20 protein-coding genes and 2 tRNA genes are annotated in these 24,836 nt (G+C 72.8%); 17 read left to right on the top strand and 5 right to left on the bottom strand.

Annotated features, from left to right (window positions below):
- Positions 1–5: 5 nt before the first annotated feature.
- The 4 genes from gyrB to ACH4ZX_RS11270 all read left to right on the top strand — a co-directional run bounded on the left by gyrB (position 6) and on the right by ACH4ZX_RS11270 (position 5,688).
- Complete coding sequence (gene gyrB / locus ACH4ZX_RS11285) at positions 6–2,066, top strand: DNA topoisomerase (ATP-hydrolyzing) subunit B (protein ID WP_398271211.1); 2,061 nt, start codon at positions 6–8, stop codon at positions 2,064–2,066.
- Between the two features lie 42 nt (positions 2,067–2,108).
- Positions 2,109–4,703: a DNA gyrase subunit A gene (gyrA, locus tag ACH4ZX_RS11280; protein WP_398270968.1), complete on the top strand. Its 2,595-nt coding sequence runs from the start codon at positions 2,109–2,111 to the stop codon at positions 4,701–4,703.
- 18 nt (positions 4,704–4,721) lie between these two features.
- Complete coding sequence (locus ACH4ZX_RS11275) at positions 4,722–5,525, top strand: DUF3566 domain-containing protein (protein ID WP_398270965.1); 804 nt, start codon at positions 4,722–4,724, stop codon at positions 5,523–5,525.
- 89 nt (positions 5,526–5,614) lie between these two features.
- Positions 5,615–5,688, top strand: a tRNA-Ile gene (locus tag ACH4ZX_RS11270).
- Between the two features lie 93 nt (positions 5,689–5,781).
- Here ACH4ZX_RS11270 and ACH4ZX_RS11265 read toward each other — a convergent pair.
- A complete protein-coding gene (locus tag ACH4ZX_RS11265; RefSeq protein WP_398270962.1) occupies positions 5,782–6,201 on the bottom strand; it encodes a DUF6344 domain-containing protein in 420 nt (139 codons plus the stop codon).
- 328 nt (positions 6,202–6,529) lie between these two features.
- Between ACH4ZX_RS11265 and ACH4ZX_RS11260 the strand changes: the two genes are divergently transcribed.
- Positions 6,530–6,658, top strand: coding sequence for a DLW-39 family protein (locus tag ACH4ZX_RS11260; RefSeq protein ID WP_003999697.1), 129 nt, complete (start codon positions 6,530–6,532; stop codon positions 6,656–6,658).
- A gap of 166 nt (positions 6,659–6,824) precedes the next feature.
- Entirely contained in the window at positions 6,825–8,207 is a 1,383-nt protein-coding gene (locus ACH4ZX_RS11255) for a hypothetical protein (protein WP_398270959.1), read from the top strand.
- A gap of 85 nt (positions 8,208–8,292) precedes the next feature.
- Here ACH4ZX_RS11255 and ACH4ZX_RS11250 read toward each other — a convergent pair whose 3' ends face one another.
- The gene (locus ACH4ZX_RS11250) at positions 8,293–9,873 is read right to left on the bottom strand and encodes a protein kinase (RefSeq protein ID WP_398270956.1); all 1,581 of its coding nucleotides are present in this window, start codon (positions 9,871–9,873) and stop codon (positions 8,293–8,295) included.
- A 187-nt stretch (positions 9,874–10,060) separates the two neighbouring features.
- Positions 10,061–10,609 (bottom strand): DNA-binding protein, encoded by a 549-nt coding sequence (locus tag ACH4ZX_RS11245; protein WP_360753928.1) that lies wholly within the window; start codon positions 10,607–10,609, stop codon positions 10,061–10,063.
- Between the two features lie 184 nt (positions 10,610–10,793).
- On the opposite strand from ACH4ZX_RS11245, the gene ACH4ZX_RS11240 reads away from it, so the two are divergent.
- A tRNA-Ala gene (locus tag ACH4ZX_RS11240) sits at positions 10,794–10,866 on the top strand.
- Between the two features lie 56 nt (positions 10,867–10,922).
- On the opposite strand, the gene ACH4ZX_RS11235 is transcribed toward ACH4ZX_RS11240, so the two are convergent.
- Together ACH4ZX_RS11235 and ACH4ZX_RS11230 are read right to left on the bottom strand one after the other, a co-directional pair.
- Positions 10,923–11,669, bottom strand: coding sequence for a 4'-phosphopantetheinyl transferase (locus tag ACH4ZX_RS11235; protein WP_398270951.1), 747 nt, complete (start codon positions 11,667–11,669; stop codon positions 10,923–10,925).
- Positions 11,670–11,751: 82 nt separating this feature from the next.
- A complete protein-coding gene (locus tag ACH4ZX_RS11230) occupies positions 11,752–12,534 on the bottom strand; it encodes an SDR family oxidoreductase (RefSeq protein ID WP_398270948.1) in 783 nt (260 codons plus the stop codon).
- A 411-nt stretch (positions 12,535–12,945) separates the two neighbouring features.
- Here ACH4ZX_RS11230 and ACH4ZX_RS11225 point away from each other — a divergent pair, with 411 nt between their 5' ends.
- From ACH4ZX_RS11225 to ACH4ZX_RS11180, 10 genes are all read left to right on the top strand, one after another.
- Complete coding sequence (locus ACH4ZX_RS11225) at positions 12,946–13,773, top strand: alpha/beta fold hydrolase (protein WP_398270945.1); 828 nt, start codon at positions 12,946–12,948, stop codon at positions 13,771–13,773.
- Between the two features lie 74 nt (positions 13,774–13,847).
- Positions 13,848–14,750 carry an alpha/beta fold hydrolase gene (locus ACH4ZX_RS11220; protein ID WP_398270942.1) on the top strand — a complete coding sequence of 301 codons (903 nt, stop codon included), beginning with the start codon at positions 13,848–13,850 and terminating at the stop codon, positions 14,748–14,750.
- 27 nt (positions 14,751–14,777) lie between these two features.
- Entirely contained in the window at positions 14,778–15,926 is a 1,149-nt protein-coding gene (locus ACH4ZX_RS11215) for an SDR family oxidoreductase (protein ID WP_398270939.1), read from the top strand.
- Between the two features lie 41 nt (positions 15,927–15,967).
- Positions 15,968–16,237 carry a phosphopantetheine-binding protein gene (locus ACH4ZX_RS11210; protein ID WP_398270935.1) on the top strand — a complete coding sequence of 90 codons (270 nt, stop codon included), beginning with the start codon at positions 15,968–15,970 and terminating at the stop codon, positions 16,235–16,237.
- Positions 16,237–17,802: a class I adenylate-forming enzyme family protein gene (locus ACH4ZX_RS11205; RefSeq protein WP_398270932.1), complete on the top strand. Its 1,566-nt coding sequence runs from the start codon at positions 16,237–16,239 to the stop codon at positions 17,800–17,802. The genes ACH4ZX_RS11210 and ACH4ZX_RS11205 overlap by 1 nt, the downstream gene beginning before the upstream one ends.
- On the top strand, positions 17,774–18,724 hold the full coding sequence (locus tag ACH4ZX_RS11200; protein ID WP_398270929.1) for a transglutaminase domain-containing protein: 951 nt from the start codon (positions 17,774–17,776) through the stop codon (positions 18,722–18,724). The genes ACH4ZX_RS11205 and ACH4ZX_RS11200 overlap by 29 nt, the downstream gene beginning before the upstream one ends.
- 68 nt (positions 18,725–18,792) lie before the next feature.
- Positions 18,793–21,027, top strand: coding sequence for an MMPL family transporter (locus tag ACH4ZX_RS11195; protein ID WP_398270927.1), 2,235 nt, complete (start codon positions 18,793–18,795; stop codon positions 21,025–21,027).
- A 158-nt stretch (positions 21,028–21,185) separates the two neighbouring features.
- The gene (locus tag ACH4ZX_RS11190; protein ID WP_398270925.1) at positions 21,186–21,431 is read left to right on the top strand and encodes an acyl carrier protein; all 246 of its coding nucleotides are present in this window, start codon (positions 21,186–21,188) and stop codon (positions 21,429–21,431) included.
- On the top strand, positions 21,431–22,921 hold the full coding sequence (locus ACH4ZX_RS11185; RefSeq protein ID WP_398270923.1) for a class I adenylate-forming enzyme family protein: 1,491 nt from the start codon (positions 21,431–21,433) through the stop codon (positions 22,919–22,921). Before ACH4ZX_RS11190 ends, ACH4ZX_RS11185 begins: the two co-directional genes overlap by 1 nt.
- Complete coding sequence (locus tag ACH4ZX_RS11180; RefSeq protein WP_398270921.1) at positions 22,918–24,465, top strand: FAD-dependent monooxygenase; 1,548 nt, start codon at positions 22,918–22,920, stop codon at positions 24,463–24,465. The genes ACH4ZX_RS11185 and ACH4ZX_RS11180 overlap by 4 nt, the downstream gene beginning before the upstream one ends.
- The last annotated feature ends 371 nt before the right edge of the window (positions 24,466–24,836 follow it).

The following is a 24,836-nucleotide window of genomic DNA, read 5'->3' as shown; positions in this document are numbered from 1 at the left end:
GCTTCGTGGCCGATTCCGGCAACCCCAACGAGAACATCCCGTCCACCGACGCCGGCGAGCACGACGCGGTGACCTCGTCGAACGGCGAGGTCACCGCCTCGTACGACGCCAGCGCCATCACCGTCCTCGAGGGTCTGGACGCGGTCCGCAAGCGACCCGGTATGTACATCGGCTCCACCGGCGAGCGCGGACTGCACCACCTCGTGTACGAGGTCGTCGACAACTCGGTCGACGAGGCGCTGGCCGGTTACGCGGACACCATCGATGTGACGATCCTCGCCGACGGCGGCGTGCGGGTCGTCGACAACGGCCGTGGCATCCCGGTGGGCATCGTCCCGTCGGAGGGCAAGCCGGCCGTCGAGGTCGTGCTGACCGTGCTGCACGCGGGCGGCAAGTTCGGCGGCGGCGGTTACGCGGTGTCCGGCGGTCTGCACGGCGTGGGCGTCTCCGTCGTGAACGCGTTGTCCTCGAAGGTCGCCGTCGAGGTGAGGACCGACGGGTACCGGTGGACGCAGGACTACAAGATGGGCGTCCCGACGGCGCCGCTCGCGCGGCAGGAGGCCACGGAGGAGACCGGCACGTCGGTCACCTTCTGGGCGGACGCGGACATCTTCGAGACGACCGAGTACTCCTTCGAGACGCTGTCGCGGCGCTTCCAGGAGATGGCGTTCCTCAACAAGGGCCTGACGATCAGGCTGACCGACGAGCGTGAGTCGGCGAAGGCCGTCGCGGGCGCGGACGAGGCCGGGGCGGACGTCAAGGACGAGGTCAAGTCGGTCACGTACCACTACGAGGGCGGCATCTCCGACTTCGTGCGCTACCTCAACTCCCGCAAGGGCGAGGTGGTGCACCCGACCATCATCGACCTGGACGCGGAGGACAAGGACAAGCACCTGTCCCTCGAGGTCGCGATGCAGTGGAACAGCGGCTACAGCGAGGGCGTGTACTCCTTCGCGAACATCATCCACACGCACGAGGGCGGCACGCACGAAGAGGGCTTCCGCGCCGCGCTGACCAACCTGATCAACAAGTACGCGCGCGACAAGAAGCTGCTGCGGGAGAAGGACGACAACCTCACGGGCGACGACATCCGCGAGGGTCTGACGGCGATCATCTCGGTCAAGCTGAGCGAGCCGCAGTTCGAGGGCCAGACGAAGACGAAGCTGGGCAACACGGAGGCGAAGACCTTCGTGCAGAAGGCGGTCTACGAGCACCTCAACGACTGGCTGGACCGCAACCCCAACGAGGCCGCGGACATCGTCCGCAAGGGCATCCAGGCGGCCACCGCGCGCGTGGCGGCCCGCAAGGCGCGTGACCTGACCCGCCGCAAGGGCCTGCTGGAGTCGGCGTCCCTGCCGGGCAAGCTGGCCGACTGCCAGTCGAACGACCCGGCGAAGTGCGAGATCTTCATCGTCGAGGGTGACTCCGCCGGCGGCTCGGCCAAGTCCGGCCGCAACCCGCAGTACCAGGCGATCCTCCCGATCCGCGGCAAGATCCTCAACGTCGAGAAGGCCAGGATCGACAAGATCCTGCAGAACCAGGAGATCCAGGCGCTGATCTCCGCCTTCGGCACGGGCGTGCACGAGGACTTCGACATCGAGAAGCTCCGCTATCACAAGATCATCCTGATGGCGGACGCCGACGTCGACGGCCAGCACATCAGCACCCTGCTGCTGACCTTCCTGTTCCGCTTCATGCGGCCGCTGGTCGAGGCCGGGCACGTGTATCTCTCCCGTCCCCCGCTCTACAAGATCAAGTGGGGCCGGGACGACATCGAGTACGCGTACTCCGACCGCGAGCGCGACGCGCTGATCGAGATGGGCCGGCAGCGCGGCAAGCGGGTCCGCGAGGACTCGATCCAGCGCTTCAAGGGCCTCGGCGAGATGAACGCCGAGGAACTGCGCGTGACGACGATGGACCAGGAGCACCGGGTCCTCGGCCAGGTCACCCTCGACGACGCCGCCCAGGCCGACGACCTGTTCTCGGTCCTGATGGGCGAGGACGTCGAGGCCCGCCGCCAGTTCATCCAGCGCAACGCCAAGGACGTCCGCTTCCTCGACATCTGAGTCGGTCTCAGCTGACCGCACCAGGAAGGATCTTCACCAGCAATGGCCGACGAGAACACTCCCGTGACGCCCGCGGAGGGCGGCGAAGTCGCGATGCGCGTCGAGCCCGTCGGGCTCGAGACGGAGATGCAGCGTTCGTACCTGGACTACGCGATGTCCGTCATCGTGTCCCGTGCGCTGCCCGACGTGCGTGACGGTCTCAAGCCCGTCCACCGCCGCGTGCTGTACGCGATGTACGACGGCGGCTACCGCCCCGAGCGCGGCTTCTACAAGTGCGCCCGCGTCGTCGGCGACGTCATGGGCAACTACCACCCGCACGGTGACTCATCGATCTACGACGCGCTGGTGCGCCTGGCGCAGCCGTGGTCGATGCGGATGCCGCTGGTGGACTCCAACGGAAACTTCGGCTCCCCGGGCAACGACCCGGCCGCGGCGATGCGCTACACCGAGTGCAAGATGGCGCCGCTGTCGATGGAGATGGTCCGCGACATCGACGAGGACACCGTCGACTTCACGGACAACTACGACGGCCGCTCCCAGGAGCCGACCGTCCTGCCGTCCCGTTTCCCGAACCTGCTGATCAACGGTTCGGCCGGTATCGCGGTCGGCATGGCGACGAACATCCCGCCGCACAACCTGCGCGAGGTCGCGGCCGGCGCCCAGTGGTACCTGGAGAACCCGGAGGCGTCCCACGAGGAGCTGCTGGACGCCCTGATCGAGCGCATCAAGGGCCCGGACTTCCCGACCGGCGCGCTGGTGGTGGGCCGCAAGGGCATCGAGGAGGCGTACCGCACCGGCCGCGGCTCGATCACCATGCGCGCGGTGGTCGAGGTGGAGGAGATCCAGAACCGCCAGTGCCTGGTGGTCACCGAGCTGCCGTACCAGGTGAACCCCGACAACCTGGCGCAGAAGATCGCCGACCTGGTGAAGGACGGCAAGATCGGCGGCATCGCGGACGTCCGGGACGAGACCAGCTCCCGTACGGGCCAGCGTCTGGTGATCGTGCTGAAGCGGGACGCGGTCGCCAAGGTCGTCCTGAACAACCTGTACAAGCACACCGACCTGCAGACGAACTTCGGCGCCAACATGCTGGCGCTGGTCGACGGGGTGCCGCGCACGCTGTCGCTGGACGCGTTCATCCGGCACTGGGTGACGCACCAGATCGAGGTCATCGTCCGCCGGACGCGTTTCCGGCTGCGCAAGGCCGAGGAGCGGGCGCACATCCTGCGCGGTCTGCTGAAGGCGCTGGACGCCATCGACGAGGTCATCGCGCTGATCCGGCGCAGTGAGACCGTCGAGATCGCGCGCGGCGGCCTGATGGAGCTGCTGGAGATCGACGAGATCCAGGCGAACGCGATCCTCGAGATGCAGCTGCGCCGGCTGGCCGCTCTGGAGCGCCAGAAGATCGTCCAGGAGCACGACGAACTCCAGGCGAAGATCAACGAGTACAACCAGATCCTCGCCTCGCCGGTCCGCCAGCGCGGCATCGTCAGCGAGGAACTGGCCGCGATCGTCGAGAAGTACGGCGACGACCGCAAGACCATGCTGGTGCCCTACGACGGCGACATGTCCATCGAGGACCTCATCGCCGAAGAGGACATCGTGGTCACCGTCTCGCGCAGCGGGTACGTCAAGCGCACGAAGACGGACGACTACCGGGCGCAGAAGCGCGGCGGCAAGGGCGTGCGCGGCACGAAGCTGAAGGAAGACGACATCGTCGACCACTTCTTCGTCTCCACCACGCACCACTGGCTGCTGTTCTTCACCGACAAGGGCCGGGTGTACCGGGCGAAGGCGTACGAGCTTCCGGACGCCGGCCGTGACGCGCGCGGGCAGCACGTGGCGAACCTGCTGGCGTTCCAGCCGGACGAGACGATCGCGGAGATCCTCGCGATCCGCGACTACGAGGCGGCGCCGTACCTGGTGCTGGCCACGAAGGCCGGTCTGGTGAAGAAGACGCCGCTGAAGGATTACGATTCGCCTCGTTCCGGCGGTGTGATCGCGATCAACCTGCGGGAGCGGGAGGACGGTTCCGACGACCAGCTGATCGGAGCCGAACTCGTGTCGGCAGACGACGATCTGCTGCTGATCAGCAAGAAGGCCCAGTCGATCAGGTTCACCGCCTCGGATGACACACTGCGTCCCATGGGGCGTGCCACCTCCGGTGTCAAGGGCATGAGTTTCCGCGAGGGGGACGAGCTCCTCTCGATGAATGTTGTTCGACCCGGTACGTTCGTGTTCACTGCCACAGACGGTGGGTACGCCAAGCGGACCGCCGTCGACGAGTACCGCGTCCAGGGTCGCGGCGGCCTGGGTATCAAGGCTGCCAAGATCGTCGAGGACCGCGGCTCGCTCGTCGGCGCGCTGGTGGTCGAGGAGAGCGACGAGATCCTCGCCATCACACTGGGTGGGGGTGTGATTCGTACGCGAGTCAGCGAGGTCAGGGAGACGGGCCGTGACACCATGGGCGTCCAACTGATCAACCTGGGCAAGCGCGATGCCGTGGTCGGCATCGCACGTAACGCCGAGGCTGGGCGCGAGGCGGAGGAGGTCGACGGTGACATCGCCGTGGACGAGACCGCCGAGGACGCCGTTGCCGCCGGCACGGACGAGGGTGAGGCGCCCTCGGCCGAGTAGGACGAGGAGAGAGTCATCGTGAGCGGAGCCACGGGCGCCGGATCGACCGGTACCTCCACTGGTACAGGAGCCGACGGCGGCGGCCGTGGCTCCGCCGCGCGTGCGACCGATCCGCACACGACCCAGCTGCGCAGGATCGACAGCGGCCCGACCGTGTCGTCTCCGCCGGACGCGCAGGGAACTCAGGGAACCCAGGGGGGAACTGTGCCGGAGACCCGCGGCCCGCGGACCGGGCAGTACGCGGCCGGCGCGGGCGCGGCCGCTTCGGGCGGCCGGCAAGCGCAGCAGTCGGCCTCCGCGCTGCCCGGTGAGCGGCAGCCGGAGCAGCCTGCCGGGCCGTATCACCCACCGCAGGCCTACCCGGCACCGGCGGCGGCTTCGGCTGCGGCCGGTGCGGCCGGTGCGGTTGATGCGGTGCGCCGGCCGCGCACCGGGGCGCGCACGACGCCGCGCGTACGCAAGGCGCGGCTGCGTGTGGCCAAGGCGGATCCGTGGTCGGTCATGAAGGTCAGCTTCCTGCTGTCCATCGCGCTGGGCATCTGCACCATCGTGGCGTCCGCCGTGCTGTGGATGGTCATGGACGCCATGGGCGTCTTCTCGACGGTCGGCGGCACGATCTCCGAGGCGACCGGCTCCAACGAGTCCAACGGCTTCGACCTGCAGTCGTTCCTGTCGCTGCCGCACGTCCTGATGTTCGCGTCGATCATCGCCGTCATCGACGTCGTCCTCGCGACGGCCCTGGCGACACTGGGGGCGTTCATCTACAACCTCTCGGCGGGCTTCGTCGGGGGCGTCGAGCTGACGCTGGCGGAGGACGAGTAGCGGGCCTCCGGTTATCGATTTTGGGACTGCGCACGTCGTGCGCTAATCTTCAGGAGTCAGCGCGCGGGACACACACCGCAGAGCGCGGCGGGGCTATAGCTCAGTTGGTTAGAGCGCATCCCTGATAAGGATGAGGCCACAGGTTCAAATCCTGTTAGCCCCACAGCTGAAGATCCGACAGGCGGGCGTTTCCCATACGGGGGCGCCCGTTCTTCGTTGTCCGGGGCGGGCCCGGACGGGCGTGGGGGCCTGGGGGTCAGCGCGGGGCGCCGTGGGCGGGGGCTTGCCCGGCGGACACCGTGGCCGTCTCCACATCCCCGCCGGAGTCCGCGCCGGTTCCGGTTCCGGTTCCGGTTTCCGCGCCGGTGTCCGCAGTCATGTCCGTGCAGGCGTCCGTGAGCGGGCGGTGGCGGCAGCTGGGGGACGAGCCGTGGGCCTCGGCGTGGATGCGCTGCTTCATCGTGGGCGGCAGGGCCCTGGCCAACGGTCGTCCCCAGCCGGACGGCATCGCCACGGCCGGCGCAGGCGCGGGCACCGGGGCGGTCCTGTTGCGGCCCGCCTCGGACCGCGGTACGGCCGCGGCGGCGTTCGTGCTGACGAGTCCGAGCGCCGTGCACAGCGCGAGGAAGGCGGTGACGATGGCGGTCCACAGCGTCATGACCTTGTTCCGGGCCATGTCCCCTCACTTTCGGGTTGGGCGATTTGCGTACTTTCCTCATGATGTGTATGAGGGCCCCGAAGTGGCGGACCGACGCCCGTGGTGCGTCGATCTTCGGATGAACACCACCCGGATGGTCGCAAGGCGGCTCAAAAGTGGATGAGGAGGGTCGAAGTGACCGTCCGTGCGGGTGTGATCACCCTCTGATCGGGGCGCCGTTGCTCCGCTCGTACTGCGTTGAGCGGACCGGAAGTTGGGGGCCCACGCAGGTCACCGATCGGTCTCGGCCGGTGTGTATAGTCGGGCGCCAGAGGTCCCCTACGTCAAGGAAAGACGAGGTCGCGCGGTGAAGAAGCTTCTCCTGGTCGCACTGGCCGCCATCGGCGGGCTCCTCGTGTACCGCCAGATCCAGGCGGATCGCGCCGAGCAGGATCTGTGGACGGAGGCGACTGACTCCGTGCCCACGGGTTCGTGAGTACCGACATCCCAGTCTGAATGCAGACCCCGGCCGCGTCGCGGTCGGGGTTTTGTGTCGCACGGGCGTTTCGGACGGGGGTACGGAATGCGCGGGTGACGCGCCGCCTCGCGGGGCAGGATGGGCCACGGTTCCGTGGTCCGGCGACGGCGAGGGGTGGCGCGTGATGGGGCGGCGTACGGCGTGGTGGCGCGCGGGGGCACGGCGCGGTCGTCCGTCGGCGCGCGCGTGCGGGGCGGCCGCCGGCGCGGTACTGTGCGCGGCTGCGCTGCCCGGCCCGGCCGCGGCGGCCGCCACCCCCGGCTCCGCAACCGCCTCCTACGGCTCCGCAATCGCCTCCGCCTCCCTCTCCGCCTCCCCCTCCTACGCCTTCGCGGAGGACGCGCGGACCGTGACCGGGGCGCCGGACACCACGGACGCTCCGCTGATCGAATCCGGCCGGACGTACCGCAGCTCGCTGCCCAGGGGCGCCAAGGCGTACTACCGCATGGAACTCGACGCCGTGTCGAACGCGTACGTCTCCGCCACCGCCGTTCCCCGGCCGGGCAGCGTGCTGTCCACCTCCGACGGCATCCGGGTGTCGGTGCAGAGCGCCGACAGCCGCTCCTGCTCGCGGGAGAGCGTGAGCTTCGGCGCCGCGCACAGCCCGCACCCGATCACCGCCTGGGGCGCGCGGACGACCTCGCCCGCCGACCCCGTGTGCCGGGGCACCGGCCCGTACTACGTCGTCGTCGAGCGTGTCGACGCGGCGGAATCCTCGCCCGGCGCCTGGGACCTCGAACTCGCCGCCGCGACCGAGCCGGGCCTGACGCGGACCGGCACCACCAGCGCTCCCGAGGTCTGGGACTCCGCCTCGCCCGCACCGCTCACCGGCCAGGCGCAGAAGCGTCAGGGCGGCGCGGGCTTCAGCCGCGCGGTCCCGGTCCGGCAGGGCGTGTGGCGCGCCGCCGTCAGCCCCGGGCAGACGCTGTTCTACAAGGTGCCCGTCGACTGGGGCCAGCAGCTGTCCGCCACCGCCGAACTGGGCAGTTCGACCGGCGGCAGGGGCTTCGCCGTCGGCGCCCTCTCCCTGGCGCTGCACAACCCGGTGCGCGCCCGCGTCGAGGACACGGGCGTCGGTTACGACGGACGCCGGCGGACGGCCACCCTCGCTCCCGTGCCGCCGGTCGAGTACGCCAACCGGTACGCCGTGACCGACCGGGTGAACGGGATGCGTTTCGCCGGCTCGTACTACCTCGTGGTGCACCTCGCCGAGTCGGTGGCCGAGGACTTCGGCGACGGGCCCTTCGGGCTGACCCTGCGGGTGCGGGTCGCCGGCGCGGCGCACGACGGTCCCGGGTACGCCGGGCGGGCCGTGCCGCGGGACGCCTTCGAGGTCACGGCGGCGGACCGGCAGGCCGCGGCGGACGGCGGAGCGGCGGGGGACGACACGGCGATGAAGGCCCTCGCCGCGGGGGGCATCGGCGCGGGGACGCTGGTGCTCGTGGTGCTGGGGGTGTGGACGGCTTCGGCCCGGCGCAGGGCCGGGGTGCGCGTGCCGGTGCGGTAGGGCTGCCGCCCCGGGGCAGCCGGGGGCGCGCAGGGGGCGGGCAGCACGCGGGTCGGAGGCGCGTCAGAGTCGGGTCGGAGGTGCGTCAGAGGCGGGTCAGGGCCCAGAAGCCGACGGCGTAGCAGACCAGGGCCAGCAGCAGGAGGGGGACGGCCACCCGGGCGGGCGGGCCGGGGCGGCGCGCACGGCGGGCGGCGCGGTGGCCCGGGCGCGGGGCCTGCTGGACCACGGGCGCCGCATGCGGTTCCTGGGCGGTGTAGGCGGCGGTCACGGCGTCGGCGCGCTGCGGTGGCGCGGGGGGCCGGGGGGAGCGCAGCACGTGCGTGGGGTCGTGGGGGGAGACGGGGGCGGGCTCGGGCCACGGGGCCGCCGCCGGGTGGGGCTGCGGCGGTGCGGGGAGCGGCCGGTGCGGTGCCCGGGGGGAGGGGGTGACCGTGTCCTGCGGTGGCGGCGGCAGGCGGAAGCTGCCGGTGTCCGACATGGCGGATCCGGTGGACCCGGTGGATTCGGATGCGGCGGGCCCGGTGGCTCCGGTGGATCCGGTGGGTGCGGAACGCCCGGTCGGGCCGGTGGGCCTGGCTGGGCTGGTCGGTGTGGCTGGGCCGGTCGGTGTGGCTGGGCCGGTCGGTGTGGCTGGGCCGGTGGGGCGGCGGGGGTCGGCGGGCGGCGCCTCGGGTGGGGTGGGGGTGGCCGGTGCTGCCGACGGCTCGCTCGGGTCGGTCGCGGGCGCGGGGGTCGCCGTCCCGGTCGCGGTGCTGTCGGTCGCCGTCACGCCGGACGCCGGTTTCAGGGGGCCGTCGGGGGCGAACCCGGGCGGGAGCGGGCCGAGTTGGTCGAATATCTCGATCAGTTCGTCGTCCGGGCCGGGTTCCGGCAGGAGTTCGGCGGCGGAGGCGAGGGCCTTGCGTGCCCCCGTGGCGGTGCGGAAGCGGGCCTGCGGGTCCGGTTGCAGCAGAGTCGCGATGACCTGCCACAACGGCTCGGGGATGCCCTTGGGCGCACCCGGCGTCCCGTGCTCGGCGAAGTACTGCACGAGCGCCTTGGCGTCCGGCTTGGCGCCTTCCAGGAGATAGAGGGCGACCAGGCCCACGGCGAACAGGTCGGCCGGGAAGTCCGGTTCGGCGCCCATCATCTGTTCGGGCGCCAGATAACCGGGCGTGCCCACCACGAGGTTGGTCTCCGTCAGGCGGGGTTCGCCCAGCCGCATCGCGATGCCGAAGTCGGACAGCCGCAGGCGCGGACGGCCGGTGCCGGTGGCCTCCAGCAGCACGTTGGCGGGTTTGATGTCGCGGTGCACCACGCCTTCGGCGTGCACCGCGGCCAGCCCGGACAGGAGCTGGTCTAGCAGGGTGCAGACGAAGACGGGCGGCAGCGGGCCGTAGTCCCCGACGAGATGGACCAGCGAACCGCCCGCGACGAGGTCCATGGTGAACAGGACCTTGTCGTCGTCGGCGGCCCAGCTCGCCGGGGCCAGCACGTGCGGATGGTCGATGCGCAGGGCCTGCTCGCGCACGAACCGCAGCAGGGAGTGGGCGTCGCGCTGCTGCAGCACCTTGGCGGCCACGTAACGGCGGCGGCGGTGGTCCCAGGCGCGCCAGACGGCGCCGACCCCTCCGCGTCCGATCGGGTCGACCAGTTCGTACCGGCCGGCGAAGACCTCACCCATGGCGGTGCGTCGCTCCTCCCCCTGCGGTCATCCCCCTTCACCCCCCTCACTCCCTTGCCTCCCCCGCGGCGAGCGAGACGACTCCCCCTCGTCTCACCCTTGTTCCGTCTCCCCCTTGTTCCGTCTCCCCCTCGTGCGCGGTCGTCGGCCCGGCTGCCGAACCCCCTTCGGTGACCGGGCCGCGGGGTCAGCTCTGGTGGGACTGGTAGTGCGCGACGGCGTCGGAGGTGCGCCCGGCGCCGTACACCCGCAGGAACTCGGCGAGTTCGGGGTGGGTCGGGGCGAGGCTGTCGGCGGCGTCGATTATGTCGCCGGCGGCGGCCACCGAGCGCAGCAGGGACTGGATCTCGCGGACCACCCGCTTGACCGTCGGCGCTCCCGAACCGGTCGTCGTGGTCGTGGTGTTGCTGAGCACCGAGCCCCCCTGGGACTTCTTGATCTCCTCCATCCGCTCGGTGGCCTCGGCCGCGCTGACGCTGCCGTCGGCGACTTGTCCCGCCAGGTCCTGCAGCAGCTGCACCCGCTGTACGACCGCCGGGTTGCCGATCTTCGCGCGCTGTCCGCTCATCAGCTGTGACAGCATCGGAGCGGACAGTCCCAGTACCCCCGCGAGACGAGCCTGGTTGAGGCCAAGATCGTCGATGAGCTTACGGAAGAGCGCCCCCAGCGGCTCCCCGTACCAGTTCCGCTGCAGTTCCCGCGCTCTCGCGGTCGCTTCCTGCTGTGCGGCGTCCATTGCGTCTCCCCATCGCTTCCCCAAGTACGGTGGTTCGCTGTAGCGAACCACGCCGAGCATCTTACGGAGAGTGGTCGCCCGCTGGGGACCCCCAATCTTTTTGCGGGATCCCGGGGGTGACCCGGTACTCTGGTCTCCGGCGCCCGCCGGCGGGAGGTTCTTCCGGACGGTCGCCTGTTGTCTCGGGGCCTTAGCTCAGTTGGTAGAGCGCTGTCTTTGCATGGCAGATGTCAGGGGTTCGACTCCCCTAGGCTCCACACAGAAACCCCTCCACCTGCGTGAACGCGGGTGGAGGGGTTTTTCGCGTGCTCTGTCAGGGGTGGTGGACGGCGGCCGACACGACGTGGTCGGCGACGACCGCCGACGTGACGGTCAGCGAGGCCGGCAGGCCGTAGGCCGGGCGCAGGCGGTGCGGGGCGGCGCCGTCCGGGCTCCAGGCCAGGGCCACCGCGCGGAAGGAGAGGCGGGGCTGCAGCGCGGGCGGGACCGCCTTGTACGCGGCCTCCTTGGCGGAGAACAGCGTCAGCACCGTCCGCTGCGGGGGCGCCGTGGAGCGGGTGATGACGGTCAGTTCGGCGGGGCGGGCGATGAGGTGGCGGGCCCGGTGCAGGGCGGCGGCGGAGGCGAGCGGCTCGATGTCGAGGCCGATGCGCGGGCCCGGGCCGGGCGCGGCCGTCACCACGCACACCGCCGTGGTCCCGCTGTGGCTCAGGGAGCCGTGCACGCCCGGTGGCCAGTCCGGCGCGCCGGTCGCCGTACGGGCCGGCCAGTGGGCCCGCCCGGTCGCCGCCGCCAGGGCGCGGTGCGCGGCGAGCCGCCCCGCCGCGAACTCCGCCCGGCGGCGCGCGCCCGCGCCGGACAGCCGCAGTCCGGCGGGGAGTTCGTCGTGGTCGTACTCGCCGACGCGCGCGATGCCGACGCTCACCGGCAGCGGCGCGAACAGCGCGGCCACGGACTCGGGTGCGTACGGCGCCGTCGCGAGGGTGCCCGCCGCGTCGGCCGTCCGCGCCTTCACGTCCTCGCGTCCCGCGCCGTCGTGTCCCGCGCCGTCGTGCCCCACGGCGTCGCGTCCCGCGCCATCGTGTCCGACGCCGCAGCGCCCCACGGCGTAGCGCCCCACGCTGTAGCGGGCGTCGGGTGCCTCATCGTGCGGTGGTCTTCGCCGTCTCGGCGAGGTGGTCCTCGAAGGTGCCCCGGCCGACCGCGTGGGAGGCGGTCAGGTGGCCGCCCTCGCGGAAGGCGCGGAACGTCCTGCCGGGCAGGCGCAGGCCGACGACCTTGCGGCTGCGGCCCTGGGCGCGGAGATAGACGCGGGCCAGCTCGGTCGCCTCGCGCACCTGCGGGCCACCCATGTCCGTCACCCGCCCCGAGGGCGCGCCGAGGGCCAGCGCGGCCAGCCGGTCGGCGACCTCGGCGGCGGAGATGGTCTGGTAGGAGAAGGCCGGGGCCAGCATCAGGGGGAGCTTCGAGGTGCCGTCGAAGATGGCGCGGACGAAGTCGTGGAACTGGGTCGCGCGCAGGATCGTGTACGGGATGCCGCTGTCCTCGACGAGCCGCTCGCACTCCTGCTTGCCCTTGAAGTAGCTGAAGGGCACCCGGTCGCAGCCGACGATGGAGATGTACACCAGGTGCCGGGTGCCGGCCTCCCGGGCGGCCGCGAGCAGTTTGCCGGTGGCGGCGACGTCCTTCTTGCCGTTGCTGGACGTCGCGCAGTGCACGATCGTGCCGGCGCCGCGGACCGCCTCGGCGACGCCCTCGCCGGACAGCAGGTCGCCGACCGCCCACCCGCGGCCGGCCGGCGCCGGGTCCGAGGGCGGCGTGTGGCGGCTGAGCACGCGCACCGTGCGTCCGGCCGCGAGCAGCCGGTCGACCACGAGGCGTCCGAGCGTGCCGGTGCCCCCGGTCACGAGAATGGTTTCGTCCACGACATTCCCCTTCGCCGATACCTGCCGATACCTGCCGATGCCTGTCCGTGCCTGTCCGTGCCGGTCCGTGCCGGTCCGTACCGGTGTCCGTACCGGTGCCCGTACCGGTGCCGGCGGCGTGGTCGCAGAGCGCGGCCACCCCGGGAGCATGCCCGCGCGGGCCGGTGCGGGCCAGGGCGGAAAAGGAATGTGTCAGGTCGGGCCGCCGGTTCCGGCCGGGCGCCGGGATTACCCGGCGGCGGCATTTCCGGGAAGCGGTGAATAGGAGGGCGGCGGGACCTGACATATTTCCCGCCGAGGACCTGACGAACTCCCTTGCCCGCAGCCGCTGCACGGGGTCGTGTGGCGCACCATCTCCCTTGCCGGCTGCCGACCGAGGGCGGCTGCGGACGCGGGAGATTGATTGCCATCATGTCGCGCATCGAATTAATCCCCACCAAAGTCGGGGACCTTTTCGTCGAAGTGGTCGGAAGCGGGCCGCCGGTATTGCTGTGGCACAGCATGCTGGTGGACCGCACGCAGTGGAAGCGCATGGCCGACTCGCTGGCCGGCGAGCGGACCCTGGTCCTCGTCGACGGTCCCGGACACGGCCGCAGCGGCGCCCCGCCGGCCGGCTACACGCTCGAGGACTGTGCCGACGCGGCCGGCGAGGTGCTCACCGCCCTCGGCGTCGGCGCCGTCGACTGGCTGGGCAGCGCCTGGGGCGGCCACGTCGGCCTGGTGTTCGCCGCCCGGCACCCGCGGCGCTGCCTGAGCGTGGTCACGGTCGCCACGCCCGTCGCCCCGCTGGAGACCGCCGAGCGCGTCCAGACCCGCGTCCTGGCCGGTGTGTACGGTGCGCTCGGGCCGGTCCGGCCGCTCGCGGACGGCGTCGCCGACGCGCTGCTGACCAGGCGGTCCAAGCGCACCGACCCGGAGGGCCGGCGGATCGTGCGGGACGCCTTCGTGCGGGCCGGCCGCGTCGGCATGCACCGTTCGATGCACGCGATGATGCTGCGCCGGCCCGACATCGGCGGCCTGCTGCCCACCCTGACCGCGCCCGTGCTGGTCATCGCCGGCAGCGACGACCGGATGTGGCCGCCCGAGGTGGCCGCGCGGTCCGCGGCCACCGTCCCGCGGGGCTGCTGCGCCGTCGTCGACGGTGCGCACCGGCTGCCCGCGCTGGAGCGGCCGGAGGCGGTCCTCACCCACGTGCGCGCGTTCTGGGCGCGCATCGGCAGCGTCTCCTCCGTGAATTGAGCGGCGCGCGTAACGGCCACGCGGAAAAAGAAATCCCGGTGAATACCGGCACCCCGACAGCAGGGAGAAAAGAAATGTCCAACCCCGAGTTCGGTGTTCTCGACGTCCGGTACAAGAACCACGAGGCCATCGCCCTTCCGGACGGCGGCGAGCTCTACTACGAGGAAAGCGGAATCGGCGGCGACGGAACTCCGCTGACCTTCGTCAACAACTTCTACATCGTCAGCCCGATCTGGGGGAACTTCACCCAGGAGCTCGCCAAGGAATTCCGCCTGCTCAACTACGACCTGCGCAACCAGGGCGCCTCCACGCCCGGCCCGGCGCCGGCCACCTTCGACGACCACGTCGAGGACCTGCGCCGCCTGCTCGACCACCGGGGCATCGAGCAGACGTACCTGGTCGCCACGTCGATCTCCACGCTGATCGCGCGCGAGTTCACCTACAAGTACCCGGAGCGGGTGGCCGGGCTGGTGCTGATCGGGCCGGCGTTCTCCCCCAACGGCAGCCTGCGCCGGATCCTGCTCAGCAAGCACTGGCTGGCGACGCTGGAGAGCGGCGGCACCACCGGCCTGTTCAACCTGCTCTACCCGCTGGTCTTCCCCGACCAGCTGGTGCACGCGGGCGGCACGGCGGCCTACCTGGCGCTGCGCGACAACTTCCTCGCGCTGCTGTCCAAGAGCTCCATCGCGGAGAACCTCAAGGCCTCCCTGGAGGTCGAGGACGACCCGGACAAGCTCGCGACCCTCACCCAGCCCACGCTGATCATCAACGGCGACGGCGACTTCGCCTGGAGCCGCTCCGTCATCGAGGACGCCCTGGCGCGCATCCCCGACAGCCGTGAGGTCACCCTGCCCCGCGCCGGTCACGTGCCGTTCTTCGACGACCCGGCCGGCTTCCAGAAGGCCACCGCGGAGTTCGTCCGCGAGTGCGAGGCCGCGCGGGCCGCCGAGCGGCAGGGCGCCGCGGCCGCCGCGTGATCCGTCCCCGTCCTTGAAGGGAACCCCATGACCACACGCCTGCTCACCGGAGCCACCGGGTTCGTCGGCGGAGCCGTCGTCCTGGAGCTGCTGGACCGCACCGACGACCACATCCACGCCCTGGTCCGGGGCGAGGACGCCGCCGACGCCCAGCGGCGCCTGCACGAGGCCCTGGTCTCCATGGCCCGCGGCTACGGCCGGGCCGACCTGGAGGACGCCGTCGCCCGCCGGACGACGGCGATACGCGGCGACATCTCCCTGCCCGGCTGCGGCGTCGACCCGGCCGAGCTGCCCCGGGTCGACGAGCTGTGGCACTCCGCCGCCTCCCTGCGCTACGAGGAGGAGTACCGCGCCGAGATCGAGCGGCTCAACGTCGGCGGCACCCGCAACGTGCTCGACCTGGCGCGGACTTCGGGCGCCCGCACCGTCAACTACGTCAGCACCGCCTACGTGGCCGGCGCCCGCCGCGGCGCCGTCCCGGAGGGCCCGGTGACGGACGTGTCCCTCGCCAACAACTGCTACGAGGAGACCAAGATCCGTGCCGAGGCGCTGGTGCGGGAGGCGGCGGGCGACTTCGACCGGATCCGCGTCCTGCGGCCCACCGTCGTCATCGGCCACAGCCTGACCCGGCACGGCCTGAACTGGTCGGGGATGTACGGCTTCGCGCGCCAGGTGATGGTGTTCGAGAAGCTGGCCCGCCGCAAGGTCGGCACGCTGCTGGACCACGCCCGGATGCGCCTGATCGCCGAGCCGGACTGCCCCGTCAACCTGGTCCCGGTCGACATCGTGGCCCGCAACGCGGTGAGCATCGCCCTGTCGGACTCGCCGGAGACGTACTTCCACCTCGGCAACTCCGCCACCGCGCCCGCCGGCCAGGTGCTTTCCACCATCATGCGGCTGGTCGGGCTGCGCGAGCCGGAGTGGGTCACCGACCCGGACACCTTCACGGCCCTGGACGAGCAGCTCGACAAGGGCATGGCGTTCTACGGCTCGTACGTCAAGAACGCCAAGAAGTTCGACCTCTCCCACACGGAGGACGTCTGCGGCGCCGGCTCCTGCCACGCCCCGCTCGACCCGGAGGAGATCCAGGAGTACGTCCTCTACTACCTCCGCCGGCAGCCGACGTACGTCGAGAAGTCGGGCCCCACGCGCACCCTGCACCCGGTGGTGGCCTGACCGGGCCACCGCCGTCCCACCCCGGCGACTTCGGAGGAATCATGCACGACAACGACGCGGTGACCGCCGCCCTGGGCGAGGTCTGGACGCAGGTCACGGGGGAGCCGGCGCCGGCCGACCCGGCGGCCCGCTCCGGCTCCCTGTGGAACCTCGGACTGACGTCGGCCGGCTTCATCCAGCTGCTGGCCGCCGTGGAGGACGAGTTCGGCTTCGAGTGGGACCTCGACGACGACATCTCGTCCTTCGACGTCCTGGCCGTCCACGTCGCCGCGAAGGCGCGGCGGCTGCCCGCCGTGCCGGGCGGCCGGTGATGGCCCGCCGCACGCCGGGCCACCTGGCGCTGCCCACGGCCCCGGCCCTCGCCGCCCGGCGGCACGGCCGCGTCCCGCTCCGGCTGGACCGGCCGCTGGACCTGTTCCCGGACGCGGGCACCGAACTGGACTACGTCACCTTCGCCGACCTGGTGGACCGCGCGGCCCGGCTGCTGGCCGCCGCGGGCGTCTCCCCGGGCGGCCGGGTGATGGTGGTCAAGCGGCCCGGGTTCGACGTGCCGCTGCTGGCGTTCGCCTGCGCCCGGCTGGGCGCCGTACCGGTCCTGATCCACCCCACCGTGGGCCGGCACGAGCTGCCGGTGCTGGTGGAGCGGGCGCGGCCGGGGGTGATCGTCACCGACGCGTACGCCGACGGGCTCGGCGTCCTCGGCGAGCTGCCGGCCGGCGGCCCGCGGCGCTGGTACGTCGGCCCCGGCGGCCGGTCGCTGACCGACCTGGTGCCCGCCGACCTGCCCGAGGTGTCGGCGCCCGCGCCGGACACCGAGCAGCTGGTCACCCACACCTCGGGGACGACGGGCGTGCCGAAGCTGGTGCGGCAGACCGCGCGGACCTTCGCCGGGCAGGCCCGCCCGCAGACGGTCATCGGCCGGCTGCTGCGGGTGAAGGACCCCTACCTGGTGTGCATCTCGCCGGTGCACGTGCGGACCATGGCCGCGATCGTCTCGACGCTCGCGCTGGGGCTGCCGTTCGGCTTCATGACCGAACCGGACCCGCGGAACGCGGCCCGGATGCTGGAGCGGGTGCGGCCGGGGTTCGTCGAGACGGTGCCCAACGCGTTCATCCGCTGGGAGGAGCTCGCCGACGAGCGGCCCGAACTGCTGGCGCCGGTGCGGATGTTCCTCAGCACCTTCGACGCCGCGCACCCGCGGACCATCCGGACGCTGCTCGGGGCGGGGCGCCGGCACGCCCGGTACGTCCAGGTGTACGGGCAGTCGGAGACCGGGCCGGTGGCGATGAAGTTCTACCGGCGCGGGCGCGCGGGGCGGTGCGCCGACGGGCGGTGCGTGGGGCGTCCGCTGCCCGGCCAGTCCCAGGTGCGCATCGCCGGCCCCGACGGCGCCGGCGCGGTGGGCCGGGGGACGGCGGGCGCCATCCTGGCGCGGACCTCCGCGGTCACCCCGTCCTACCTCGGCACCCCGGACCAGCGGGTGGACGGCTGGTGGGCGATGGGCGACTTCGGGGTCGTCACGCACCGGGGATGCCTGCACCTGTACGACCGGATCGTCGACCGCGAGCCGGGCGTGGACAGCCTGCTGGCGCTGGAGGACACGATCCTGGAGCGCGTCCCGGAGCTGACCGAGGCGGTGCTGATCCCCGTCCGGGGCGGCCCGCCGGTGCCGGTGGTGTGCACCCGCGGTGACCGCCCGCTGGACGCCCGGGCCTGGCGCGCGGCGGTCGCCGGGCTGCGGCCGGTCGCCGAGCCGGTCCGGCTGGCCTGGGACGACATCCCGCACACCGCGACCTGGAAGGTCAAGCGGGCGGAGGCGGCACGAGTGCTGGAAGGAGTGAGGGCACATGACGTCGCACACCTCGGCCGCGGCTGACACCTGGCTCGGCGCCCTGGACCGCCTGCGCCGCGTCCCCGGGCCGTACTTCCGGGCGACCCTGGACGTCACCGAGGCCGCGAAGCAGCTCGGCGCGAGCGTCGAGACCGTGCACGCGCTGATCGACGCGGGGCTGCCCGCCGAGGAACGGTGCGGCGGACCCCGGCTCGACTACCACGACGTCGCCAACCTCGGCCTCGCCGCCGGACTCGGCAGGTCCCTGGGCGAGCTGGCGGAGGGCCGGATGCTGCGGATGGCGGCCGGGGAGCCGGAGGGGTGGGTCAAGGAGCGCACCTGGCGGCTGCGGCTCACCGCGCCCTGCGACGCCGACGGCTGCCCGGGCGAACGGCCCACGGCACCCGAACCGGAACTGCTGGACGGCACCCTGCTCGACTTCGCCGACGCCGGCGACCACACCGTCGCCACCGTGGTCACCCGGGGCCTGCCCGACGCGCCCCGCACGGCCGCCGTGCGCGCGGTGTACGACGATCTGCTCGCCGAACTCGACGACGGCACGTACCAGTTCGGCTGGCTGCCGCACCGCCTGCGGGCGCTGCCGGCGACGGCGGCCGCGCACGGCATGGTCGACTGCCGGGTCGCCGCGTGGATCATGGAGCGGCGCGCCCGCGAGGCGGGCCTGACCGCCCGGGTCCGGGTCGGCTTCGTCCTCGGTCTGGTGGGCGTCGAGCACGCCTGGACCGAGGTGCTGGAGGGCGACCGCTGGCTGCCGCTGGACCCGGTCCTCGCCTTCCTGGCCCGCCGGCACCGCACGAGCAACCCGGCGTTCACCGACTTCTGCAGGGGCTCCGTCCACAACCGGCTGCTCGCCTGGCCGGCCGCGGCCGACCGGCCGCTCGTCGCGCACGACTGCGCCTTCGGCGGCCGCGTCACGCTCGCCTGCAACCAACTCATGGGCCGCTAGGGCCTGTCGTCCGGCCGCACCGGTCCGGACGGCAGGGCCCGGCGCCCACCGACCCCTGAGAGGGTGCCATGCTCCACAAGCTCGCCGCCTTGGCAGTGGGCCGCCGCAAACTCGTCCTGGTGCTGACGCTGCTGTTCGTGGCCCTGGGCGGGGCGCTGGGCGGCGGCGTCGCCGACAGACTGTCCGCGGGCGGCTACCAGGTCCCGTCCTCCGAGTCCACCCGGGCCGCCGACGCGGTCGCCGACGAGTTCGGCAGCGGTTCGCCGAACCTGGTGATCCTCGTCCGCACCCCCGCCGGCATCGACGACCCGGCGACCACCCGCAAGGGCCTGGCGCTGACCGCGGCCCTGGCGAAGGAGCCGGGCGTGCGGCAGGCGGTGTCGTACTGGTCGCAGGACCGCGCCCCGCTGCTGCACAGCGAGAAGGGCGACTCGGCGCTGGTCCTGGCGCACCTGTCCGGCGACGAGGACCAGGTCGCCGACAGCCTCGAGGCGCTGCTGCCGCACTACGACAAGGGCTTCCAGGGCCTCGACCTGACCTTCGGCGGGCAGGCCGAGGCCTACCGGGAACTGACCGAGCAGACCCAGAAGGACCTCGCGCTCGCCGAGGCGCTGGTGCTGCCGCTGACGCTGCTGCTGCTCGTCCTGGTCTTCCGCGGGGTGATCGCCGCCCTGCTGCCGCTGGCCCTCGGCGTCGTCGCCGTCATGGGCACCCTCGCGGTGCTGCGCGTGCTGGTCGCCTTCACCGACGTGTCGGTGTTCGCGATGAACCTCACCACCGCGCTCGGCCTCGGACTCGGCATCGACTACGCCCTGTTCGTGGTCTCCCGCTTCCGGGAGGAACTGCGCCGCGGCGCACCGGTCCCGGACGCGCTGTCCACCACCCTGCGCACGGCCGGCCGTACCGTGCTGTTCTCCGCGCTGACGGTCGGGCTGTCGCTGTCGGCGCTGCTGATCTTCCCGATGTACTTCCTGCGGTCGTTCGCCTACGCGGGCATCGCGGTGGTCGCGTTCGCCGCGCTGGGCGCCCTGGTGGTGCTGCCCGCGCTGCTCGCGGTCATCGGGCACCGGGTGGACAAGTGGTCGTTCGGCCGGCGCCGCGCTTCCACGGCTGTGGACAGCGGCTTCTGGCACCGGCTCGCGACCCTGGTGATGCGCCGGCCGCTGCCGCTGGCCACGGCCGTCGTCGCCCTGATGGTGTTCCTGCTCACCCCGTTCTCCGGCATCAGCTTCGGCCTCGCCGACGAGCGCGGGCTGCCCGCGGACGCCGAGGCCCACCGGGTCGGCGACGTCATCACGCGGGACTACGCGGCCCAGGCGATGTCGCCGATGCTGATCAAGGCGGACGGCGCCGCGAGCCGGGCGCGGGTCGCCGACTACACCGAGCGGCTGTCGCGGCTGCCCGACGTGGCCCGCGTCGACGGGCTGGCCGGCTCCTGGACCGACGGCCGCAAGGTCGCCGACGGGTCCGGCCCGCTGTACCGGCAGTTCGCCGGCGAGGACGGCACCTGGCTGCTGCTGGTGCCCGACGTCGACCCCTACAGCGACGCCGGGCAGCGCCTGGTGAGCGAGGTGCGCCGGACGCCCGCGCCGTTCGCGGTGCGGGTGGGCGGCACGGCGGCCTCGTTCAAGGACACCATGTCCGCGCTCGGCGACCGGCTGCCGTACGGCCTGCTGATCGTCGCGGTCAGCATGTTCGTGCTGCTGTTCCTGCTCAGCGGCAGTGTGCTGATGCCGCTGAAGGCGCTGGTGCTCAACCTGTTCAGCCTCACCGCGACGTTCGGCTCCATCGTGTGGGTCTTCCAGGACGGCCACCTGAAGTGGCTGGTCGGCGACTTCACCACCACCGGCACCACCGTCGCGACCAACCCGATCATGATGTTCTGCGTCGCGTTCGGGCTGTCCATGGACTACGAGGTCTTCCTGCTGTCGCGGATCAAGGAGGAGTACGAACTCACCGGCGACAACACCCGTGCCGTGGCCCGCGGCCTGGAGCGCACCGGCGGCCTGGTCACCGCGGCGGCCCTGCTGATGGCGCTGGTGTTCCTGTCCTTCCTGGTCTCCGGCATCACGTACATGAAGATGCTCGGCTTCGGTCTCGCCGTCGCCGTCCTGATGGACGCCACCCTCGTGCGCGGCGTGCTCGTCCCGGCGTTCATGCGGCTGGCCGGCCGCTTCAACTGGTGGGCCCCGGCCCCGCTGGCCCGCCTGCACCGGCGGATAGGGCTGCGGGAGGGCGGCGAGGCGCCCCCCGTACGCCGCCTCCAGGCGGTCCCGCAGCAGCCCGAGCCCGCGCGCCGCTGATCCCGCCCCCACCCCGTCCCGCGACCCGCGCGCCGCTGATCCCGCCCCCACCCCGTCCCGCGACCCGCGCGCCGCTGACCCCGCCCCCACCCCGTCCCGCGTCCCGCGCGCCGCTGATCCCGCCCCCACCCCGTCCCGCCCCGCGAAAGGACCCCGCGATGAACGACGTCGCCTCCCCCGGCCGCCGGCTGCTGCTGGAACTCGTCGACGTGCCCGGCCTGTTCGACGAGCTGGCCGACGACGCCGACCTGCTGTCGGCCGGCATCAACTCCGGTGAGCTGATCCGGCTCGCGCTCGCCATCGAGGAACGCACCGGCGTCGCCCTCGACGACGACGAGATGGCCGGCCTGTACACCATCGACGGCATCGACCGGGTGCTCAGGGCCGCGGGGGTGAGCGGCTGATGTGGCTGGCCCACGCGGTGCGCCGGCGCCGGCAGCTCGCCCCCGGCGCGCCCGCCCTCGCCGACGAGACCCGCACGCTGACCTGGCAGGAGCTGGACGACCGCACCGACGCCCTGGCCTGCGGGCTGCTGGACCTCGGCCTCACGCCCGGCGACCGGTTCGCGGTGGTCTCCCGCAACCGCCTGGAGGTCGTCGAGCTGTACGTCGCCGCCGCCAAGGCAGGTGTCGCGGTGTGCCCGGTCAACCCGACGTTCCCGGCCCCCGAGGTCGCGCACATCGTGGGCAACGCCGAACCGGCCTGCGTGATCGCCGACCCGGCGGCCGCCGCCCGGCTCGGCGACGCCCTCGGCGCGGGCACCCGGGTGCTGCTGGACTCCCCGCGGTTCGCCGCACTGTACGACACCCCGCGGCGGGCGCTGCCGCTGCCGGACCCGGACGACGTCTTCGCCGTGGTGCACACCTCCGCGACCTCCGGACGCGCCAAGGGCGTCGCCCTCACCCACCGTGCGATCGCCGCGGGCTACACGGCGACGGTCGCCGACTTCGGCTTCACCGCCGACGACGTGCTGCTGTACCCGTGCCCGCTGTTCCACGGCAGCATGGTGGTGGGCCTGGCGCTGCTCGCGGCGGGCGGAACCCTCGTGGTGCAGGGCGAGTTCACCCCGCAGCGGTTCCTCGCCAACGTGCAGCGGTTCGCGGCGACCACCGCCTTCCTGGTGCCGTCGATGATCCGCTTCGTCCTGCGGGCCAAGGCGTTCGCGGCCACCGACCTCTCCAGCCTGCGCGAGGTGATCTTCGGCGGCGCCCCCATGCCGGAGCCGCTGCTGCGGGAGGCGCTGGAGCGGTTCGGCGTCCCCGTGCGCAACTCCTACGGCCTGTCCGAGGGCGGCCCGATCGCCACCGCCCGCTACACCCTCGACGGGGACGTGCCCCTGGCCTCGGCCGGCCGGATGCTGCCCGGCTGCCACATCGAGATCCTCGACGAGGACGGCCGCCCGGTGCCGTACGGGGAGACCGGCGAGGTGTGCGTCCGGGGCGACGGCGTGATGCGCGGCTACTGGAACGACCCCGAGGCCACCGCCCGCAGCATCCGCGACGGCCGGCTGCACACCGGGGACCTCGGATACATGGACCCCGGGGGCCTGATCCACCTGGTCGACCGGCGCGGCGACGTCATCGTCCGCGGCGGGCAGAACGTCTACCCGGCCGAGATCGAGCGGGTCCTCGGCGAGGTGGCGGGCGTCCGGGACGTGGCGGTGGTCGCGGCGCCGTCCGAGGAGTGGGGGCAGGTGCCGGTCGCGTTCGTGGTGGCGGACGGGGGACGGCGGCCGACGGTGCCCGAACTGTTCGGTGCGTGCGCCGCCCAGCTCGGCAGCTACAAGCGGCCGGCCGCCGTGCACTTCGCCGAGGAGATCCCGCGCAACGCGGCCGGCAAGGTGCTGCGCCGGGTCCTCAAGGAGCGGCTGGCGACGGCGGGAGCGGGGCGATGAGGGTCGCGTGCGTCGGCGGCGGGCCCGCCGGGCTGTTCTTCGCGCTGCTCATGCGCCGGGCCGGCGACCACCGGGTGGACGTCTTCGAGCGCAGCGCGCCGGACGCCACGTTCGGCTTCGGGGTGGTCTTCTCCCGGCTGAGCCTGATGCGGCTGCGCCGTCTCGCGCCGGAGGTGGTGGCCGGCATCCTCGACGCCGGGGCCCGCTGGGACAACGTGGAGGTGCGCCGCGACGGCGAACGGGTCAGCGCCTCGGGCCACGGCTTCGCCGCCGTGGAACGCCGGGCGATGCTGGGCATGCTCCAACGGCGGGCCGCCGCGGCCGGCGCCGGGCTGCACTACCGGACCGAGGTCGATCCGGCGTCCCTGCTCGACCGGTACGACGTGGTCGTCGCGGCCGACGGGGCGGGCAGCCGCAGCCGCGGCGCCTTCGCCGAGGACCTGGGCGCGCGGGTGGGCGCGGGGGAGAGCCGGTACGCCTGGTTCGCCTCCGACCGGGTCTTCGAGGACATGACGTTCCTGTTCGCCGACAGCCCCTACGGGCCGGTCGCCGCCCACGCCTACCCGTACGCGCCGGACCGCTGCACCTTCCTGGTGGAGATGGACGCCTGGAGCTGGCGGCGGGCCGGCTTCACCGACGGGCACACCAGGCCCGCCGACTTCACCGACGAGCGGGCCATGGCCTTCGCCCGCGAGGTGTTCGCCGACCAGCTCGGCGGCGGACGGCTGTACGGCAACGGCTCGCGCTGGCTGCGCTTCCCGCAGGTGTCGGCCGCGCGCTGGCACCACAAGAACCTCGTCGGCATCGGCGACGCCGTGCACACCGCCCACTTCTCGATGGGCTCCGGCACGACGATGGCCCTGGAGGACGCGGCCGAACTGGTCGCCGCCCTCACCGCGGCCGGCCCGCTCGACGTGCCGGCCGCGCTCGCCGCGTACGAGGCGGTCCGGCGGCCGGTGGTGACCGGCGTCCAGGACGCGGCCTGGGCGAGCCGCCGCCTGTGGGAGACGCCCGAGGCCCACCGCGGCGCCCCGCTGGACGCGCTGACGCTGCGCCTGCTCACCCGGGCGGGCCAGTTGTCGGTACGTCAGATCCAGCGGCTGGACCGGGACTTCGCCTCGGGCGCGGGCGCCTCGTTCACCGCGCTGCCCGAGGCGCCGGTGCGGCGGCTGGCCGAGCTGGCGGGGGTGCTGGTGGAGGTGGGCGCCGGCGACGGCGCCGAGGAACTGGCGGCGCGGGTGGAGCGGCTGCGGCGGGCCGAGGTGGGGCTGCTGGTGCCGGCGCCGGGCGTGGACACCGCCGCCGTACGGCGACTGGCCGACGTCGTCCGCCGGGTCGCCCGCTCGGCCCCGGTGGACGTCGTCCTCGCGGCCCCCGGACCGCACGGAGCCGCGGAGAACCGTATCGCCCAGATGGTCCTCGCCGAGGAACTGCACGCCACCACGGGCGTCCGCACCGGGTACGCCTGCCCGAGCCGGGAACTGGAGTACGGCTGGACGCACGTGCAGGCGGGACGCGCGGACGAGGTCTGGACGACCGACTGATACGGCCTGCCTGGCCCATCCGACCCACCTGATCCACCGAAAAAAAACCGCGGCCCATGCGGCCCACCCGACCCATCAGGCACGCCGACGCTGACATCGCGTGCCGGTGATCCTCGGCGTCCCCGCACCACGATGTGGTGCGGGGAACAGGCGTTTCGCGCACCGGCACGTGGCCCGAGGCGTTCCGGGTGGCTGTGGCTGTGGCTGTGGCTGTGGCGGGCAGGCGGCGGTGCGCAGTGGGCGGCGAAGGCGGCCGTCGGGCCACGGGGCCGGCCGGAAGCCTGTCCACCGCGATCCGGGGCAGGCCGGTGGCACCGTCCGCCGCGCCCCGGGGCAGGCTGGTGGCACCGTCCGCCGTGCCCCGGGCCGGG

Origin of the sequence: Streptomyces sp. NPDC020490, assembly GCF_044335305.1 — a bacterium.
Classification (GTDB): Bacteria; Actinomycetota; Actinomycetes; order Streptomycetales; family Streptomycetaceae; genus Streptomyces.
Note: the sequence above shows the minus strand (reverse complement) of the source record. Positions and strands in the feature narration are given on the sequence as shown.